Source organism: Acrocarpospora macrocephala (assembly GCF_009687865.1).
In the GTDB taxonomy this organism is placed as follows: domain Bacteria; phylum Actinomycetota; class Actinomycetes; order Streptosporangiales; family Streptosporangiaceae; genus Acrocarpospora; species Acrocarpospora macrocephala.
The window spans coordinates 1-17,587 of record NZ_BLAE01000016.1; the positions used below are offsets into that span (position 1 = coordinate 1).

15 protein-coding genes are annotated in these 17,587 nt (G+C 70.0%); 5 read left to right on the top strand and 10 right to left on the bottom strand.

The genetic code is table 11. The features are described 5' to 3' along the window. Together Amac_RS15425 and Amac_RS15430 are read right to left on the bottom strand one after the other, a co-directional pair. Positions 1 to 213 (bottom strand): hypothetical protein (locus tag Amac_RS15425; protein WP_155355073.1); only part of this gene is annotated, 213 nt, incomplete at its 3' end. A gap of 129 nt (positions 214 to 342) precedes the next feature. Then, positions 343 to 735, bottom strand: a complete 393-nt coding sequence (locus Amac_RS15430) for a hypothetical protein (protein WP_155355074.1) — start codon at positions 733 to 735, stop codon at positions 343 to 345. Between Amac_RS15430 and Amac_RS15435 the strand changes: the two genes are divergently transcribed. Next, a complete protein-coding gene (locus Amac_RS15435) occupies positions 734 to 1,687 on the top strand; it encodes an ankyrin repeat domain-containing protein (RefSeq protein ID WP_155355075.1) in 954 nt (317 codons plus the stop codon). The genes Amac_RS15430 and Amac_RS15435 overlap by 2 nt on opposite strands. Positions 1,688 to 1,759: 72 nt before the next feature. On the opposite strand, the gene Amac_RS15440 is transcribed toward Amac_RS15435, so the two are convergent. The 5 genes from Amac_RS15440 to Amac_RS15460 all read right to left on the bottom strand — a co-directional run bounded on the left by Amac_RS15440 (position 1,760) and on the right by Amac_RS15460 (position 8,078). Continuing rightward, positions 1,760 to 4,132: an FtsX-like permease family protein gene (locus Amac_RS15440; RefSeq protein ID WP_155355076.1), complete on the bottom strand. Its 2,373-nt coding sequence runs from the start codon at positions 4,130 to 4,132 to the stop codon at positions 1,760 to 1,762. Positions 4,133 to 4,173: 41 nt separating this feature from the next. Beyond that, positions 4,174 to 6,201 carry an alpha/beta hydrolase gene (locus Amac_RS15445; protein ID WP_155355077.1) on the bottom strand — a complete coding sequence of 676 codons (2,028 nt, stop codon included), beginning with the start codon at positions 6,199 to 6,201 and terminating at the stop codon, positions 4,174 to 4,176. A gap of 87 nt (positions 6,202 to 6,288) precedes the next feature. Continuing rightward, positions 6,289 to 6,945, bottom strand: coding sequence for a response regulator (locus tag Amac_RS15450; protein WP_155355078.1), 657 nt, complete (start codon positions 6,943 to 6,945; stop codon positions 6,289 to 6,291). After that, on the bottom strand, positions 6,942 to 7,673 hold the full coding sequence (locus tag Amac_RS15455) for a sensor histidine kinase (protein WP_155355079.1): 732 nt from the start codon (positions 7,671 to 7,673) through the stop codon (positions 6,942 to 6,944). The genes Amac_RS15450 and Amac_RS15455 overlap by 4 nt, the downstream gene beginning before the upstream one ends. A 51-nt stretch (positions 7,674 to 7,724) precedes the next feature. Continuing rightward, positions 7,725 to 8,078: a DUF7134 domain-containing protein gene (locus Amac_RS15460; RefSeq protein ID WP_155355080.1), complete on the bottom strand. Its 354-nt coding sequence runs from the start codon at positions 8,076 to 8,078 to the stop codon at positions 7,725 to 7,727. Positions 8,079 to 8,470: 392 nt separating this feature from the next. Here Amac_RS15460 and Amac_RS15465 point away from each other — a divergent pair, with 392 nt between their 5' ends. Next, positions 8,471 to 9,202 (top strand): S1 family peptidase, encoded by a 732-nt coding sequence (locus tag Amac_RS15465; protein ID WP_170322497.1) that lies wholly within the window; start codon positions 8,471 to 8,473, stop codon positions 9,200 to 9,202. Positions 9,203 to 9,577: 375 nt separating this feature from the next. Next, entirely contained in the window at positions 9,578 to 13,642 is a 4,065-nt protein-coding gene (locus Amac_RS15470; protein WP_155355082.1) for an SGNH/GDSL hydrolase family protein, read from the top strand. On the opposite strand, the gene Amac_RS15475 is transcribed toward Amac_RS15470, so the two are convergent. Next, positions 13,627 to 13,893, bottom strand: a complete 267-nt coding sequence (locus Amac_RS15475) for a hypothetical protein (protein ID WP_155355083.1) — start codon at positions 13,891 to 13,893, stop codon at positions 13,627 to 13,629. The two genes, Amac_RS15470 and Amac_RS15475, sit on opposite strands and share 16 nt — an antisense overlap. 383 nt (positions 13,894 to 14,276) lie before the next feature. Between Amac_RS15475 and Amac_RS15480 the strand changes: the two genes are divergently transcribed. Continuing rightward, a complete protein-coding gene (locus Amac_RS15480) occupies positions 14,277 to 14,714 on the top strand; it encodes a hypothetical protein (RefSeq protein ID WP_155355084.1) in 438 nt (145 codons plus the stop codon). Between the two features lie 51 nt (positions 14,715 to 14,765). On the opposite strand, the gene Amac_RS56140 is transcribed toward Amac_RS15480, so the two are convergent. Further along, a complete protein-coding gene (locus Amac_RS56140; RefSeq protein WP_246268362.1) occupies positions 14,766 to 15,035 on the bottom strand; it encodes a hypothetical protein in 270 nt (89 codons plus the stop codon). Between the two features lie 136 nt (positions 15,036 to 15,171). Here Amac_RS56140 and Amac_RS15490 point away from each other — a divergent pair, with 136 nt between their 5' ends. Beyond that, the gene (locus Amac_RS15490; RefSeq protein ID WP_155355085.1) at positions 15,172 to 15,435 is read left to right on the top strand and encodes a hypothetical protein; all 264 of its coding nucleotides are present in this window, start codon (positions 15,172 to 15,174) and stop codon (positions 15,433 to 15,435) included. Here Amac_RS15490 and Amac_RS15495 read toward each other — a convergent pair. After that, positions 15,432 to 17,576, bottom strand: coding sequence for a hypothetical protein (locus tag Amac_RS15495; RefSeq protein WP_155355086.1), 2,145 nt, complete (start codon positions 17,574 to 17,576; stop codon positions 15,432 to 15,434). The genes Amac_RS15490 and Amac_RS15495 overlap by 4 nt on opposite strands. Positions 17,577 to 17,587: the final 11 nt, after the last annotated feature.

The following is a 17,587-nucleotide window of genomic DNA, read 5'->3' on the forward strand; positions in this document are numbered from 1 at the left end:
TGTGTCTCCGCTGGAATGGCTGCCCGCCCGAAGGAAGAAGTCATCCGCCGACGCGGGGGTGTTCTCGTCGTCGCCCGTGGACACGGAGAGGTCGTCGCTGGGGTAGAGGATTTTCACGATCTCGAGGATCGGCGGATCGGCGGCCGCAGGGGAGGGGACGGCGGCCAGTGCGGCCGCCGTCATGAGTGTGACCAGCAGGGAGAACGCCCTCATCAGACTCCTTGGGATGCGGAGAGGATCAATGGCATCGCCAGGAAAGCCAACAAATTCTCCCGTTAAGCAAAATATTGACTTTTCGAATACCGAATTGGAAAGGGCGACAAATACCGTCATTATTCCAAATCAACGGTTACTTTCTGGCAGCAGCGGCGACGTGTCGAACCTCTGGTCGACCGGGTCGTCGGCCGCGGCGGCGGGGACGACGCGATCCACCGGCCGTCCTGCGGTTACGGGTGCGGGCCGGTCATGAGCATCCGGTCGGTCGACTTGTGGGGCGCGCTCGCCCGTCTCCGGGTCGATCACGTTTCCGGGCGATATGTGAGTCGCCCCGGCCCGTACGAGCAGCGTCGTGCCCGGGATATGTGCCGTGATACCGCCGCCGGGGTGGGTGAGAAGGCCGAACCTCCGGCCGGGCGGGGGCTGGCGAAGGCCGCGCTGACCGGCGCGAGAATGTCGGTCGGCGCTGCCATGCTCTGTCGCGAACGTGTTCGACGTCTCGCGGAGGAGTCCTGCCATGCAGAAACCCGGATGGTCCGGTCTCAGGTGGAACGACTGGAAAGACCTCGAGCTGATCCGGGCCAGGCTCGACGCCGGCGCCGACCCTGACCTGCCCGCCGACTTCCACGAGCCACCGCTGACCTTCGCGGCCCAGGCCGGTTCCCCGGAAGTGATCGCCGAACTGGCGGCCCGCGTCCGCGACGTCGACGCGGAGTACGCCGGATGCACCCCGCTCTGGGACGCCGTCTACGCAGGCCGCCCCGACAACGCCCGCGCCCTGGCCGAGGCGGGCGCCGACCCCTGGCGCCCGATGATGGCCGGATGGTCCCCCGGCCGCCTCAGCCTGGCCACCCCCACCCCCGACCTGTTCCCCGACCGCCCCGCCGGCGTGCTCCTGTCCGCCGCCGAGACCGCCGCCGTCGCGGAGGCCCGGCGGCTGAACGCGGCCGTGGGCCGCTTCTCCCCCCACGAGGGCCTGGGCGTAGCCTGCGTGTCCGGCATCGGCACGGCCGAGGCGGTGCGGCGCCTGGAGGCCACCCCGCTCGGCGACGACGAAGACCCCAACGAGATAGTGGCGCGGTACGCCGACGGCAAGGAGTCCATGGCCATCGTCGGTGTGAGCGACGTGCCCGGCGGATGCGTCGTCACCCAGCCGTGGGGATTCATGCCGTCTACCCCCAAAGTCGGCGAACTCCTGTCGAAAGGCACCGTCTGTTACGCCATGTACGCCAACGCGGCGAGCGGCAACCAGGGCAGTTTCCACCGCGACGGCGTCCAGATCTATTGGGACGACCGCGGTGACCCGAGCCCCGAGTACGCACCCGACGAGTTCCTCGACCGCTACCTCTACAAGCGCCAGGCCGTGGCCTACTCCTGCGCCCGCGCGGGCCTGCGACTCACCGACCGCCGCCCCATCGTCGGCCCGCCCGACTTGTGGGTCAGGCTCCCAGAGCGGGACTACTGGCACTGATCGTCAGACTGTGGATCACAGATCCAGGTCCAGCCCGGCCACGAGGACGACGTGGCCCTGGTGGTGCTGCGCTCACTCCGCGCGGAGTACTCCGGCCAGGCGGAACCGTCCGGCTGAATGGGCGGGGAGGGCGGCGAGGACGACGGCGGCGGCCAGGGCGGCCGGGGCGATCAGCAGGATCGCCGCCAGCGGGCTCGGGGGGACGTAGCTGAGCGGGGTGCTTTCCGCGACCACGCGCCAGAGGGCGCGGCCCAGCGCGACGCCCAGTGGCGCGCCGATTCCGACGGCGACGGCGGCGAGGGTGAGGGCCTGGGTGAGCACGGCCGCCCGAGACTGCGCGGGGGTGAGGCCGAGGGCGCGCATGACCGCGATCTCGTGGCGGCGGCGGCGCACGGTGGCGGTGACCGCGTGCGCGGCGGCGGCCAGGGCGAGCACGCCCAGGAAGACGCCCAGCGCGACCGGCAGCCCGCGCACCCCCTGGATCTGCGCCAGCTGGAGCGGGACCAGGGCGGGCAGCATGCTGACCCGGTCGCCGCCCGGCACCGCGCGCACGGCGGTTTTCAGACGAGTGATGGTCTCCCCCAGTTCCGTGCCCGGACGCAGCGTGATGACCGCCAGGCCCGCGTCGAAAGAGGAGAAGAGCGCATCGTACCCGTCCGGTGTGATCAGCGCCCCATCGTTGTAGTCGTTATCTGGACCTATGGGGACGAAACCAATGCCCGACACCAGGAACTCCCGGCTGCCGTCCGAGCCGCTCACCCAGATCCGGTCGCCTTCGGCGGCGGCCAGCCGACCGGCCGTGCCGACCGCCAGCGCGATCTCGTCCGCGGCGGCGGGCGGGCGGCCGCGCACCAGGGTGACGGGCACGGGACCGCCCACGCTGTACACCGGGAAGGTGATGTCGCCAGCCGTCACCGTGGCGGACTTCCTGGCGTCCGCGCCGGTGACCGCCGGGTCGGCGGTGAGCACGGTGAGGATCTCCCGTGGCGCTGGGCCGGTGCCGTTGAGGCCGATGAAGGCGACGAGCTGGTGCGTCTGGCCGTATCTGACGGGGTTACTCGCCGCGTCGGCGATCCCGGCGGAGAAGGTGAGGGCGGCCATGACGCCGAGCACCCCGGCCACGGAGCCGACCATCGCCGACCGCACCGGCGTCGCCTGACCGCGCCCGCGTTCCAGCGCGAACCGCAGGCCGGCCACCATCGCCACCGGCCAGCCCAGCCGGGCCGCGCCGTCCACCAGGACCGATCTCCGGACAGCGGTGCGGGCGTTCGCGGTCAGCGCGTACAGGCAGGCGCCGGTGCCGATCACCACGGGGACGATCAAGAGGGCGGGCAAAAGGATCAGCCAGTCGGCGTCCAGCCCTGGGGCGGGCTCGAAGGCCGCGGCGGCGCCGATCGGCATCCAAATCGAGGCGACGCCCGCGCCCGCCACGCCCAGCAGCGTGCCGGGGACGGCCGCCACCGCCGATCCGGCCGCGGCGGCGGCTGCGGCGCGGCGGGGTCCCAGCCCGGCGGCGCGCAGGGCTCTCAGCTCGGCCCGGGACACGTCGGTCAGCCGGGCCGCGTACTGGGCGATCATGAAGGCGGCGGCGGCCAGCGCGGCGAGCGCGAAGGCCCGCAGGACCGCGGCCTCATAGGCCACCAGGCGGTCGCGGTCGCGGTAGACCAGCGACAGGTCCCTGACCTTGAGCCGGGACGGGCCGGTCAGCTCGGTCAGCCGGCGGCGGAGGTCGGCGACGCCGCTCGCGCCGCCCCGCAGGCGGACGAGCGCGTTGGTGAAGGTGACGCCACGGGTGCCCAGGAAGTTGGCCGGGTAGCGGGTGAACAGGCCCGGCGACGGAATGACGACGGCCTCGCCGTCGCTCGGGTCGGTGAACTGCGGTGAGCGGATGACCCCGACGATCCGCGCGGTCACCCGCGGCCCACGAGCCCGGATCTGGGTGGTGTCGGCGTCGGCGAGCAGGTCCACGTCTTCGGGGCGGTGCAGGATGATGGTGAGCGAATCGCCGGCCCGCTTGCCGTACCGTTCCAGGAATCGGGGCAGCACCACCACCTCGTCGGCACGTGCCGGATCGGGGAGGCGGCCGTCAAGGAGGACCGGCCGCTCGATGCCCTGCCAGATACCCGGCCCCGCGGGCGGCGTCGAGTTCCACCCCAGCTCCACGCCCTCCACATAGAAGGGGGTGGTGAGGAACGGCGCGACCGCGGCCACGCCGGGCAGGCTACGGACCAGGTCCCAGTCGAACGACGGATCCTGGGTCAGCACCTGCACGTCGGCGGGCAGGGTGACGGCGCGCAGCCGGTCGAGCGCGCTCTCGCCGCGCCGGGCCGCGGCCAGGGCCGCCAGGACGGTCGCCGTCGCGAACGCCACCAGCAGGGCCAGCACGGCCAGGCCGCGCCACCGCACCCGGAACTCGTGCCGGAGCCAGAGCAGGAGGAACGTCACAAGCCTCAGTCTCGTCGCCGGATTCCGCCCGTCCTACCGGGTTAGCCCCCCGACTCAGCCGACGTGCACGACGGGGCCGGCGCCGTCACCGGCTCGTCATGCCGGGTGTCGCTCGGCTGCCGGTGGATGTACGCGTCGAGCGCCAGCAGCGCGAGGTTCCCCACTGCGGCTGCGCCCACGATCGTGGTGAGCAGCGACGCGAGATCCGACGCCGCGCCAAAGCCGAGGGCCGCGCCGAGCAGGGCCCCGCCGGCCGCTGCGGCCAGGCCCGCACGCCGGGTCCAGGCCGGCCCGCCCCGCCGGGTCCAGGCCGCGTAGGCGCCGAGCCCCACGGCCAGGCCGACCGAGGGCACGGCGAGCGCCGCGCTGCCCACGAAGACCTGCGGCCGGATCGCCCAGACCAGCAGCACGGCCAGCAACCATCCGCCGAGGCCGAGCGGCAGCGGCGTGAGGACCCGCAGCCAGACGCCGGTCCGCCGGCGGAAGCCGCCGTTCCGGCGGGCGTGCCGGGCCATCGCCACGAGCAGGAGCACGGCGAGCAGCGCACCGCCGGTGGCGCCGCCGGCCAGGATCTTGCCGATGGCCGACATGCTCGTCGCGGGCTCGAAGTCGACGGGACGCGGGCCGAACCGCGAGGAGTCCACCGTGCCCTGGTCGAAGAACGTGGTCAGCAGCTGCTGACCGGCCTCCAGCTGGTGCTCCCAGAAGTCGCCGGTGTGGCCCAGCTCGGGAAGGGTCACCTGCTTGCCCCGGGACAGCGCCGGCAACAGCTCCTTGGTGGCCAGCTCGGCGGGGGTGGAGAAGTCGACGGTGCCGCCGATCAGCAGGGTCTCGACGTCGCTCTTGCGGACCGTACGGTATTCGGCGTTGTCGGGGCTGTCCGGCCACACCTGGTAGAAGCCCGACGGGCCGCCCCAGAGCAGGTCGGTGGCCGCGTTGCCGAGGATCGAGCCGGGGTCGCCGCCGGCGTCGTAGTAGCGCTGGGCGGCCGGCGCGTCGATCATGCCGAACGAGGCGAACTCGCCCCATACGAACGAGCCGGGCACGACCAGGTCGGCGATCGTCGACAGCGCCCAGAAGGAGCCGGCGTCGCCGCGCAGGTAGGCGTCGGTCAGGGCGGGCGCGTTGAGCGGCGCGGAGCCCTTGCCGTTCTGGAACATGCCGTACATGCCCGCGATCCGGACGTTGCCCTCCTTGATCGGCAGCGGCCCCCAGCGGCCCGGGACGTCGGCGGCGGCACTGCGCATCGAGGCCGCGAGATCATCCGTACGGGCGGAGCACTGGGCGTCCGCGCGGCACAGTTCCGCGTACCGGGCGAACTGCTGGTCGGTGATCCGCGGGTCCCAGACGAAGTGGCCGGGCGGATTCACCGAGATCATCGCCGAGCGGAACAGCGACCGCGGGTAACGCCAGGAGTAGATCATCGCGGTCCGCGTGCCTGCGCTCGAGCTGATCAGGTTGATCCGCGAATAGCCCAGCGCGGTGCGCGCGGCCTCCAGGTCGTCGACCCGCTGCGGGATCGAGTAGCCAGTGAGGTCGATGCCGTCGCCGGTCAGCCGGCTGGCGCACGCCTCGAAGGCCCGGGTGGCGGCGCGCAGCGACTCGGCACCGGCGAGGTCGGACGACGACTGCAGGGTCTCGGTCACCTCGGGACAGTCGAGCCGCCGCGACCCGTCGACCCCGCGGTATCCGACCAGGACCACATCGTGGTTGCCGGTCAGCCGGCTCGCCTGCGGGAACTTCAGGTTGGTGGCGCCCGGCCCTCCGTTGAGCCGGAAGATCGGTTCCCCCGGACTGGGCCCGGTCGCCCGGATCCGGATCACCGGCAGGGCGATCAGGTCGGTCGCCGGGTCGCGCCGATTCTCCGGCACGACCAGCGTGCCGCAGTCGGCCGGCACGGTCCCGGCCTCCGTGTCGTAGTCGCAAGGCTCCATGGTGAGCGAACCGGGCCGCGCGCCGGCGGGAACCGCCAGGGTGTCCTCCGGCCGCAGGTTCAGGTAGGCGAGGGCGAGAACGAGGATGCCGATGACCGTGAGGGCGATGGCGCGGACAACAGTTCGCTTTGTCATGCCCGAAACCTAGAAATTCGCGGCCGTCCGGACGTCCCTCCGGGGAGGACAGTGCGCGTACCCCAGCTGGGGTACGCCCCCCGAGTCCTACATCAGGCCGCCGCGGTAGGCGACCACGACCGCCTGGGCTCGGTCCCGCGCATCGATCTTGGCGAGGATCCGCTTCACGTGCGTCTTGATGGTCGACTCCGCGATGGTGAGCAGGTCGGCGATCTCCGCGTTGGAGTAGCCCTCGGCGACCAGCTTCAGCACCTCCCGCTCACGCCCGGTGAGCTGGGCCAAGCGTCGCGACTCAGGCGATTCCGTACGGCCGGCGGACGATCGCGTGACGAACTGCCCGACCAGTTCGCGGGTGACCGCCGGGTCGATCAGCGCGTCCCCGGAGGCGAGGGTGTGGATCGCGTCGATCAGCCGCTCCGGCGACGCGCGCTTGAGCAGAAACCCGCTGGCCCCGGCCTGCAGCGCCCCCCACACGTACTCGTCGTGGTGGAAGGTCGTCAGCACCAGCACCCGGGTCGGGAACCCGGCCGCGACAATCCGCCGGGTCGCCTCGATGCCGTCGATCCCCGGCATCCGCACATCCATCACGACCACGTCCGGCCCGAGGGACCGGCACAGCGCGACCGCCTGCAACCCGTCGGCCGCCTCACCCACGACTTCGATGCCCTCGGCAGTGCCGAGCACGACGGCCACCCCCGCCCGCAGCAACGCGTCGTCATCGGCGAGCAACACGCGTACCGTCATCGAGCCGGCTCCTCGGCAGCAGTCGTGACCGAGGTCAGCGGCAGCCGGGCATGCACCTGAAAGCCCCCACGACCGGCCGGACCGTAGGTCACCGTGCCCTCGAAGAGGGCAACCCGCTCCCGGATGCCGAGCAGCCCCCGGCCGGGCCGATAGCCGACCACCGGCCCGCGCCCGTCATCCCGGATCACCACCTCCAGCCACTGCCCGTCCCGCCGCAGCGTGACGTCGGCGCCGCTGGCATCGGCATGCTTCAGCGCGTTGGTCAGGCTCTCCTGGACGATCCGGTACGCCGTGAGGTCGAGGCTGCGCGGCAGGTCGAGACCGGCCCCGACCTGGACGGTCACCCGCAGCCCCGCCTGGCTCATCCGCTGCGCGAGGTCGGGCAGCGTGGCGACACCGGACGCGTCCGCCGGCCGATCCCCGTCCGGGTCGTCGCTGCGCAGAACCCCGAGCACCCGATCGAGCTCGGTGAGGGCGTCCCGCCCGGCCCGCTCCAGATCGCTCAGCAGCCCCCGCGCCTTCGCCGGATCCTTGTCCAGCACCCGCCGTCCCGCCCCCGCTTGCATGAGCATGAGATTGACCGTGTGGCCGACGAGATCGTGCAGCTCACGGGCGATGCGGGCCCGCTCACCGGCCACCGCCCGTTCCTGGATGAGCCGCCGGGCGGTCTGCTGCTCCTCGCGCCGCCGCGCCATCGCATAGCCCACCGACCACATAGCCAGCCACACCAGCAAAACCCCCGCCGGCTGGGTAGGCGCCGTGACGTCGCGGGCGGCAAATTAGACACCCATGCACCCGAGCAGAATCCCCAGCCCCCACCACGCCTGCCGGCGACCGGCATACAGCGCCACCGAGAAGACCCCAAGCAGATTCGCGTACGGCGCCAGCCAGCTAGGCGACGCGACAAGCACCTCAAAACAAAGCGCCGCCGCGCTCAACACAAAGGCACCAAACGGAACCCGCCGCCGCAACGCCACCGCCACCGCAAGCCCCACGCCCGCCACCACCCTGGCCGCGGCATCCCACCCCGACGCTGGCGCCGCGTCGAGCATGAACCGCTCAACCAGCAGCGCCACCAGAACGCCGGCCCCCAGCACACCATCGACGGCGAGCGCCGAAGTACGCCCGCTCACCGGCCGCGCTCCCAACCAGGAAAGCCCATGATGGACGCACGCTACCAGTCAAACCCCAGCAGCCCACCGCCCCACCGGAGTCGCCCACCCAGATCCAAGCGTGCCCCGCATAGATAGGGGAAGGCGCGTCCCAGCGGAAGGCCTCGCCGCTGACCATGTCATGCGGAGAAGGCGGTGATCCGCCGGGCATCCGCCACCTGATGGTCGTGCACCGTCGCCCGCCTCCCCCACGCCCTGGCCGACCTGCTGCGCGCCTTCCTCCCCGTCATCACCGCCCTCGGCGAGCTGACCTGCGGACGGCGCAGACGGCCGTCATGACCACCCCGCTGCTTCCGTGCCGGCGGCGGGACCGTCCCCCTCGGGTGTCTGCCATGTCGCACTACCATCCAAGGGTGATCGAGAAGCAGGGCAAGGCCTCCTGGGCGAGGCCGACCACGCTCGGAGTGGTCTTGATCGTCCTCATCACCGCGGTGGGCTGCGCGCAAGGGTCCCGGGACGCGGACGGATCACCTTCGAAAGCAAGCACAGCGAGTGGGTCGAACGTGGTCAAGCTGATCGCTGAGGCCCCCGGCTGCGACGCGAAGCCGGAAGGGACGGGCTTCGCCTACGCGCCCGAACGAGTCATGACCACTGCGCACCTGGTGGCGGGCACCACCGGCCCAATCACGGTGATCGGAACCGACGGGAAGCGCTCCGAGGGCAGAGTCGTCCTCTTCGACCCAGGCCGTGACGTCGCCGTGCTGCGGGTGCCGGGCCTGCGCGCCGGATCGCTGGCCTTCGGCCCGATCGATCCCGGCGACAGCGCCACGCTCGTGGGATATCCGAAGGGCGGGGACCTCACCGTGATATCGGGCAGCATCGGCCGCAGGGCCCCCGCCTACGGCCAGGACATCTACAACGAGCGCCAAGTCCTGCGCGAAGTCCTCATCGTTCATGCGGCCGTCGAGCCAGGGGTCCCGGGCGCGCCTCTGTTCAGGTCCGACGGAAAGGTCGCCGGGATGATCTTCGCCAGCGATCTCGACAAGCCCAGCGGCTACGCGCTCACAGCCGAGGAGATCGCCCGCCCGGCGATGGACGGCACGACCGCCGCCGCGACCGCGTCCACGCAGGGATGCAGCGACTGAGGCATGACCTCACGAGCCGGACGGCGAAGGGGACGGCGACGCGCGCGGCAAAGGGCGACGGTGAGGGGAGGGCTGCGGGGGCACGTTGCTCTCGGCGAGCCGCTCCCAGTAGGCGTTCAGGGCCTCACCACAAGCGCACTGCCAGCAGTGCGGTAGAGGGTGTCTGAAAGGGGAACGGCCCGAACACCTCGTCCCGCAGCGTGTCGTCCATGAACGCGAGTGTGGATCAGCGCCCGGCCGCGGTAGCACCGAATATTCGTGGCAAGACCGTGTCAAGGCGGGCTGGTGATGCTGTCGGGAAACGCGGCGTCGGCCCTCCGGCGTGACGGTCCGGTCTTCGCTTTCTCTCTCCGTCATCCCAACCCCTGGAGCGTCATGAGACACCACCGGCGGCGGCTGCTGACAGGCGCCACGATCGCCGCCTGTCTGACCGCACTGATCACCCCGGCGAACAGCGCGCTGGCCGCCCCCACGACGGCCCCCACCGTCCAGGCCTCTCCCGAGCCGGCCACGGCCCCAGGTCAGGACCTCGACCGATCGTCCGTCCAGCCGGCCCAGCGCGACCGCGTGCTGGGAATGAACTGGCAGAAATCAACCGATATCGCCGTCACCACATCCGGCGACGCGACCGGGTTCCACGTGCTCACGGCGACGGCCGCCACGGGCTACCAGTGGCGGACCGTCGCCACCCTCACCGAGCCCGGCATGGACACCGACCAGTGGATCGGCAACGCCTGCCTCACCGGATCCGGCACCAAGATCGTGGCCGTCTACGCGCCGCGCTACTTCACCAACCGCGACTGGCTGTTCAGCCGAGGCGCCTTCGCCGCGATCATCGACGCCAAGACCGGCGCGGTCACCAAGCTCAGAGACCAGGTGACGCTCGCCTACTTCAACCCGGGCTGCGGCGCCGGTGACACGGTCGCGCTCACGCAGGGCGTCAGCGAGCAACGCGACACCACACGCCTGCTCATGGTGGACACCGCCACCAAGCGCGTGACCCGGACCGTCGTGGCCACCGGCCAGCTCACCTCGGCCATTCCGGTCGGGGACACGCTGGTCGCGGCCGATGGGGCCCGACTGGTGGAGGTGCGGAACGGCGGAGAGCTCAAGCAGCTCGCGGCCACCGGCTCACTGCCCTACGACCTGCACGCGACCGCCGACGGCGGCGTGGCCTTCGCCGCCCGCGACGGCGCGTCCGTCAAGATCCAGCAGTACCTGGGCGGGCGGACCCGGGAGCTGGCGTCGGGGCAACTCGGGCAGTTGACGGTGCGGCCCGGAAGCAACGGACGCGTCTTCCTCGTGGGCAAGGCCGACCGGCGCAGCGCGCTGCCCCAAGCGGTGTCACTGCTGGACGCGCCGGCGGCGGCCGGGGTCTCCTCCGAGGGCGGGCTGGCGATCACGGCCGCGGCGCGGCGCGGGCTGCGCGGCGGACCCGGTGCGCCGCCCATCGGCGAGCCGGGCACCGGCACGCAGGGCGACGACAAGCGCGGGGGCAGCATCGAGGTGCCGAACGCCGAGCCTGTCGACATCACCGCACGAGTCGTGGGGACCAAGGCGGACGTCGCCTTCGAAGTGCGGCCCGGTGAACTGCTCGCCCCCGACGCCGGCTCAGGACTGGTGGCCAACCCCCGGCTGGCGCTGACCCTCAGACCGGCGGGCCCCGCCGTGACCACGGCCGTCACCGGGACCATCGACCAGGGCTACACCTGCGCCGTCCCGCGCAACGACCCGCAGGTCCAGGTGTACCAGCCGCACTGGCGGCAGGTGGAGTGGGCGGTAGATCAGCTCGTCTTCAAGAACCGGCTGAACGTGTGGCGGACGAACGGCTGGAAGGGCTCGGGGCTGCCCGGGTGGAACCCGCAGACCGAGTTCCCCGCCCCGGACCTGCAGGGCGGCGGCCGCATCCCGGTGTCGATCATGTTCGGCATCCTGGCGCAGGAGTCCAACCTCTGGCAGGCCCAGCGCAGCGTGCAGGAGGGCGAGACCGGCAACCCGCTCGTCGGCAACTACTACGGCGTGAACATCTACGACAACAACCCGTCCAACGACTGGGACGTGGACTTCTCCAAGGCCGACTGCGGGTACGGCATCTCGCAGCAGACCGACAACATGCGCAAGACCGGCTCGTCGTGGAGCGCCGACAAGCAGAAGCGGGTGGCGATCGACTACGTCACCAACATCGCCGCGGGGATGTCCACCCTGGCGAGCAAGTGGAACCAGATCTGGACCGACACCAACGGCCTGGCGAAGATCAACAACGGTGACCCGTCGAAGATCGAGAACTGGTATCTCGCCGTCTGGGCCTACAACTCCGGCTGGCACGTCAAGGCCGACGCATGGGGACGGGACGCCAACAACACGCCGAACAACGGCGCGTGGGGTGTGGGCTGGCTGAACAATCCCGCCAACCCCTCCTACCGGCCGGACCGCCACCCCTTCCTGAACTTCAACAGCTACGCGGACGCGGGGCACCCGCAGGACTGGCCGTACCAGGAGAAGGTTCTGGGCTGGGCGGCGTGGCCGATCGCCAAGACCTACCTGAACTCCGCCGGGAACCCTGTCACCGAGGGCGGGTACAACTACGCGTGGTGGACCACCGACGACAGGCGCACCTCGATCGTGCCGATCGCCCCCTCCACCCCGTCGTTCGTCGACGTCAACGCCTTCTGCGTGCCGACCTCGGCGGGACCTGACAACAACGAGTGCCAGCCGGAGGCGGGCAACTTCCGCGGCACGTGCCAGCGGGCGGACTCCAAGTGCTGGTGGCACCTGCCCAAGTCGTGGAAGTCCTGCCCGTCCGAGTGCGGCAACGAGGCGTCCCTGCGTTACGACTCGACCTGGGCGAGCACTGAGCGCGTCGAACCCACCGACCAGTGGACGCCCTGCAATACACCCGGGCTGCCGTCCGTCGGCGGGGATACGAAGGAGGTTCTGATCGTCGACGACGTGACCGTTCCCGCGATCCGCGGCGGGTGCGACAACTCCCAGTGGACCAACCACGGGACGTTGTCGTTCGAGTTCAACCAGGACTCCGCGGGCAGGGTGCCGGCCAGGGCCGACTTCCAGCAGCTCGGCAACGGGTTCGGCGGTCACGAGTGGTTCGGGTACACCCGGGCCTGGGCCAACAACGGCAACGTGATGCAGGTGACCGGCACCTGGACGCTCGACCGGGCCATCAACGACTGGGCCCGGGTCCTGGTGCACATCCCGAAGCGGCGGGCGGAGACCCAGCAGGCTCCGTACACCGTCGACCTGGGAAACAACCAGGTGGAGAGGCGCTGGCTGAACCAGAGCCGGGAGCAGAACGAGTGGTACAACCTGGGCGTCTTCCAGTTCGCCGGAACGCCCAAGGTGTCGCTCACCAACCTGAACCTGGAGGGTGACGGCTCGGCTGCCATCTCCTGGGACGCGATCGCCTTCCAGGTGCTCAAGAAGAAGCCCAAGCACTTCGTCGTGGCCATGGGCGACTCCATCACCTCGGGTGAGGGCGTCGGGAACTACTACCGGGAGACCGACTTCGAGTACCAGACCCCGCGGTGGAACGCCTGCCGGCGCAGCAAGGACGCCTGGATCAGGCAGTCGGTCCTGCCGAATGAGACCCAGACCATCGGCCAGCTCGCCGACTCCTTCGACCCGAAGCTGGACTTCGCGTTCGTCGCCTGCTCCGGCGCCACGATGATGGACATGACCCTGCCCCAGCCGTCATGGCTGCCGCGGCCGATCGGAGACTGGTCGGACTACCGCGGCGATGCCGAGGGCAGGTTCCGGGAGGCGGCGCAGTTGGAGAGCGGCTTCCTGAACCAGAACACGACCCTGGTGGCCCTGACCATCGGCGCCAACGACACCGACTGGGACGACGTCATCTTGACCTGCTACGTCAACACCTGTGGCGGCGGCACCTACGAGAGCGAGCTGAGCGACCGGATGCTCGAGACGCTCAACACCGGGACGCCGAACGTCGCCAACCTCCTCCAGCAGATCGAGACCAAGACGATCCCGCAGAACCGCACGAATAAGGCGAAGATCGTGCTGATGGGCTATCCGGACGTGTCCGGGATGAACTCGTCGTGCTCGACGTTCGACCCGCAGGCGCAGGCCACCCTCGTCTGGGCCAGCGCGTACTTCGCCGCCGAGGCGGCGGACACGGTGCGGATCCTGAGGGACGCGGGACACGAGGTGTCCTTCGCCGACTCCATCCCGGCCTTCCGCGGCCATGGCGTGTGCGACACCGTCAAGTGGGTGAACCCCGTCATGTTTACCAGGACGGGCCCCGGCGACTTCGGCGACATCAACCACGTCTTCGACGGCTGTCTCGGTGACGACGGGCGCTGCGCGAGCCGCAGTTCCATGCACCCCACCAAGACAGGGGCGACCGCCTACGCCACCGTGCTCAACACCCACCTCCGCAGTCCGGAGGTGAACTACACGGGCTGGTAGACCAGGCGGCGGGGCGCCACCGTGTCGCCACCGGGGCGCCCCGCGGTCAGTTCGCGGACGCGAGCAGTCTCTACTGGACCAGGTCCAGGTCCGGGTGCCCCAACTCGCCGAAGATGCCGGCCGCCGCCACGACACGCGGGCGGCGGCCTCGTCGCCCCAGCCCGCTGGACGTCGCCGAGCCGGGAGAGGGTGTGCGCCTCGTAGTAGCGCTCCCCGACCTGCTCGAACAGGTCGGCGGCGCGGCTGAGCACGCGGCGGCCTCCGCGTTGTCGGGCAGGAACCGGTACACGTCCACCGGGCCTCAGCCAGGTACGCGTCCCCCCGGCGCAGCAGTCTTTCGAGAGCCGTCGGGGGTCGACGCCCACATTCACGGGTGACCCGCGGTGACCATCGGATGTGTCGGTATATATGCGATATACACCCAGATAGGACGGCGGCAAGGCCGTGTCAAGCCGCGCTGGTGATCCTCTCCCCCGATACCCGCGCCACCGCCCGGCCCGGCAGAGACGGAGACATCGTGACGGCCGCCCCCATCCCACTGAGCCGCAGGCTCCTGGACGGCACCCGCGTATGACCTTTGCATTACCGCGCAAAGGTCTTGGACGGGACAGGTCACTGATCGAGAGTGACCGCTATGAGATTCACACGAGCACTGAAGTCGGCGGCGGTCGCCCTCCTCCTCGTCACGGCCGTTCCGCTGGTCACCACCCAGTCCGCGAGCGCGAAGGCGTGCGGGGGCCAGGTCTCCGGCAGCTTCAAGGCCTGGGGCACCCGCAGCGTGCAGGTACGCGGCGCCGGCTGCAGTACACGCTGGGCACACCTAACCCTGTGGCAGGACGACAGCTGCTGCAACCCGCTCTGGGTGAGGATCGAGCGGCAACTATGGGGCAGCTACGGCTGGCTGACCGCGAACACGAAGACCAGCGGGAAGATCTACTGGAACAACAGCCTCGATGTAGACACCGCAGGCGTTCCCTACAGCCCCGGGGACGGCCAGCAGCGGTTCCACGCCTGCTACGGCACCGGTGACACCCTCCCCACTTCCTGGCTCTGCGGCGGCTGGGTCAGCTAGACGACCGTTTCTCCCCTTCCGGCTCGGCGTCCGGCCGGAAGGGGAGGCGGATCAGACGTTGCGCAGGACCGACACCACGATGCCCAGCACCACGGCGCCGTCGCCGTCGATGACGTCGTGGGCGGGGTTGCGCGGTTCCATCCCCTCTGCCTCCTCCCCACCCCACGTGAACTGCTGTTTCTCATCGCTGCCAGGAGGTAAGGCGCGCGTCTTGCCGTACGTGGCGATCGGATCGGTGATCTCGATCAGCCGGGGCTCGGCGGCCGCCACCGGGTCCGGTCGCCGGCGAGCGGCCGGATCTTCTCGGCGTACGAGCGGCATCCGCTGGATGCGGCCGACCTCGTTCCGAAGTGATCAGCTTCGAGCAGGCGGGTTACCCGGCGCAAGGTCCTCGGCGGGCTGATCAACGAATATCCCCAGGTCGCATAGCCAAACCGAGTATTCGAGCCCTACAGGCGTGCTGCACACCACGATCCGCGCGTTCCAGATGCAGCCGATCGTCCTCCAGACCACCACGGACCCCCACGCGGCCGAGATCTACACGCCCCACGACACCCTGTTCGCCGACGTCATGCGGACGGCCGCGGAGGGGACGGACGCGGCGGTCCTGTCGACCCTGCGGGCGGTCGCCGACCAGGGGTTACGCGGCTGGATCATGGGCCGGCAGCCCATCCAGGCCGTTTACCAGTCGGTCGACGACACGCTCCGCCTGATCCGTTAGTCGTCGGACGACGAGAGGACCTTCGCCTTCGTGACCGTGTTCGTGTCGGTGATCGGCTCGTCTTCCTCGCTGACCGGATCGCCCGACTCGGAATGCTCGTCGTTCGAGAGCTCCTCGTTCGGAAGGTCGTCCTCGTTCGGGAGGTCCTCGTTCGGGAGGTCCTCGGTCGACATCTCCTCGTGTTCCGACTCCGTCTCCTCCGGTTCCTCGCTGTCGGAACCGTATTTCTCCTGGTAGTACCTCTCCCAGATGGTGAGTTCGAGGCCTTCGTCCTCCTCGCTGGAGGCATAGTCGGTCCCCAGCTCCCCCTTTCCGCCCCAGGTGGAGATGAAATTGACGACCATCGCGCGCCCCTTTTTCGTCCTGAGAGCATTCAGCACGACCAGCTGGTTCTTGTCGGTCGTGGCGGGATCGATCCGCAGGAACGCCCGGATGACGGAGGCTTTGGCCATGCTGGCGGGCGCCGGCCAGCCGTACGTCTTCCCGTGGGTTCCCGACGCGGGCAGCCCGACGCCCTTCTGCCCGGTCGCGAGGAGCATCAGCCAGCACTTGAAGCAGCACAGTTTGGAGATCCCGAGCGCCAGGTGCGCGTTCTCGACGAGGCGCTTGAACTCGGCCCGTTTCACCAGCGCCTGCTTCTCCCGGAGCGTGCCCTCCAGGAGGACCAGATCGCCGTTCTCGTCGTCGCTCGCCTCCTCACCCAGGAACCGGTCCCGCCGATCCAGCACCGCGTCCGCGGCCTGCGTCTCGGCGTGGACGTGCTGCCGGTTCCCGGCGTTGTGGACGAGGACCCGTAGGGCGGACCATTCCTCGTGGTTGTGGTGGAGCAAGTCGAGGGTCTTGCGAAGGCGGCGCTCGGCGCTCTTCAGGTCGGCCTTCGACAGCCGTTCACCCTCTTTCAGGCGTCGCCCGAGGTTCTGGTCGGCCATCTCGCGGAACAGCTTTTCCACCCCGTCGGTGCAGGTGTCCGAACCGTTGATGGCGGCGTTCAGGAGCCGGATGAAGTCGACTCCGAGATCCATGTCGGGCTTGTTGGCGAAGAACCGGATCTCCTGCCCCATGTCCGTGATCAACGCGACGCATTCACGGGCGGACTTGAGACTGGCGAGAATCCAGGCGATCCGGTCGTAGTGGTGGTTGTGCTCGTTGACGACGGTCCTTTGCTTGAACTCGGCGTGCAACGCCTTCATGTGGGCTTGGAGGCTTCTCTCGAGGATGATCGACGCCTCCCGCCCGGGAGCGAGACTGACCTCCTGCTTCGTCGCGTCGCCGAACAGCATCAGGCCGCCGAAATCGCCGTAGCTTCGCAGATAGCGCTCATGGTCGAGACCCGCCTTCGCGCAGTACTCCGCGATCTGCCGCTGCAACTCCGTGTCCCCGTCGGCCGCGTGCTCGACGGCGGTTCTGGCGAGGACGTCCTCCGCCCGTGACTCCTCGAAGCCGAGGATCTCCGCCATACACTTCCAGGCCACGTCGGTCAGCTGCGGGTCGACGTCCTCCATCGCACGGAGCAGTTCCGGGGCCGTCGACGCCGCGGTCAGGCCCTCGACCTTCTCGAACCAGGCGCGCAGTCCCTCGGAGCTCTGGAAGTCGTTGACGCCCAGGTCCCTGACGACCTGCAGCGCCCAGTCCTTGCCCTCCAGCACCGCCGCCGTGAACTTCATGTGCCCCATGCCCTTGGCGGTGGTGCGAGCCCCCAGGACCTCGGGATCGACCGCGGGAGCGGGCGGGGACACGATGACGTCGGGCTGCGGCTGGATCGGCGGGGGCACGTCCATCCGTGACCTGGTCCGGCGCCCGCCGTCGCCGATGATCGACGTGAAGGCGATCCCGTCGGTCTCGGCGGCCCTCTTCCGGCTGGTGGACGACGTGTTCCCGGTGCCGGAGGGCTTCTCGTTCTTCTTCTGGTTCTTCCGGGTGATGATCGGCGTGGTCCCGCCGGACTTCTGGTTGCGATCCTTCTGCTGCCGGATGATGGTCTCCGGCTCGACGAGCTCGTCGATGGACGCCACCTGCTGCAGAGCGGATTCGTCGTTGTCGTCGGCGATGAAATTGCTCATCTCACGGTTGGTCGACTTCCGCTTCTGCTGCTTCACCGGCTTCTTCGGCTTGACCGGTTGGACCGGCTTGGTTCTGGCCATGGATCTCACTC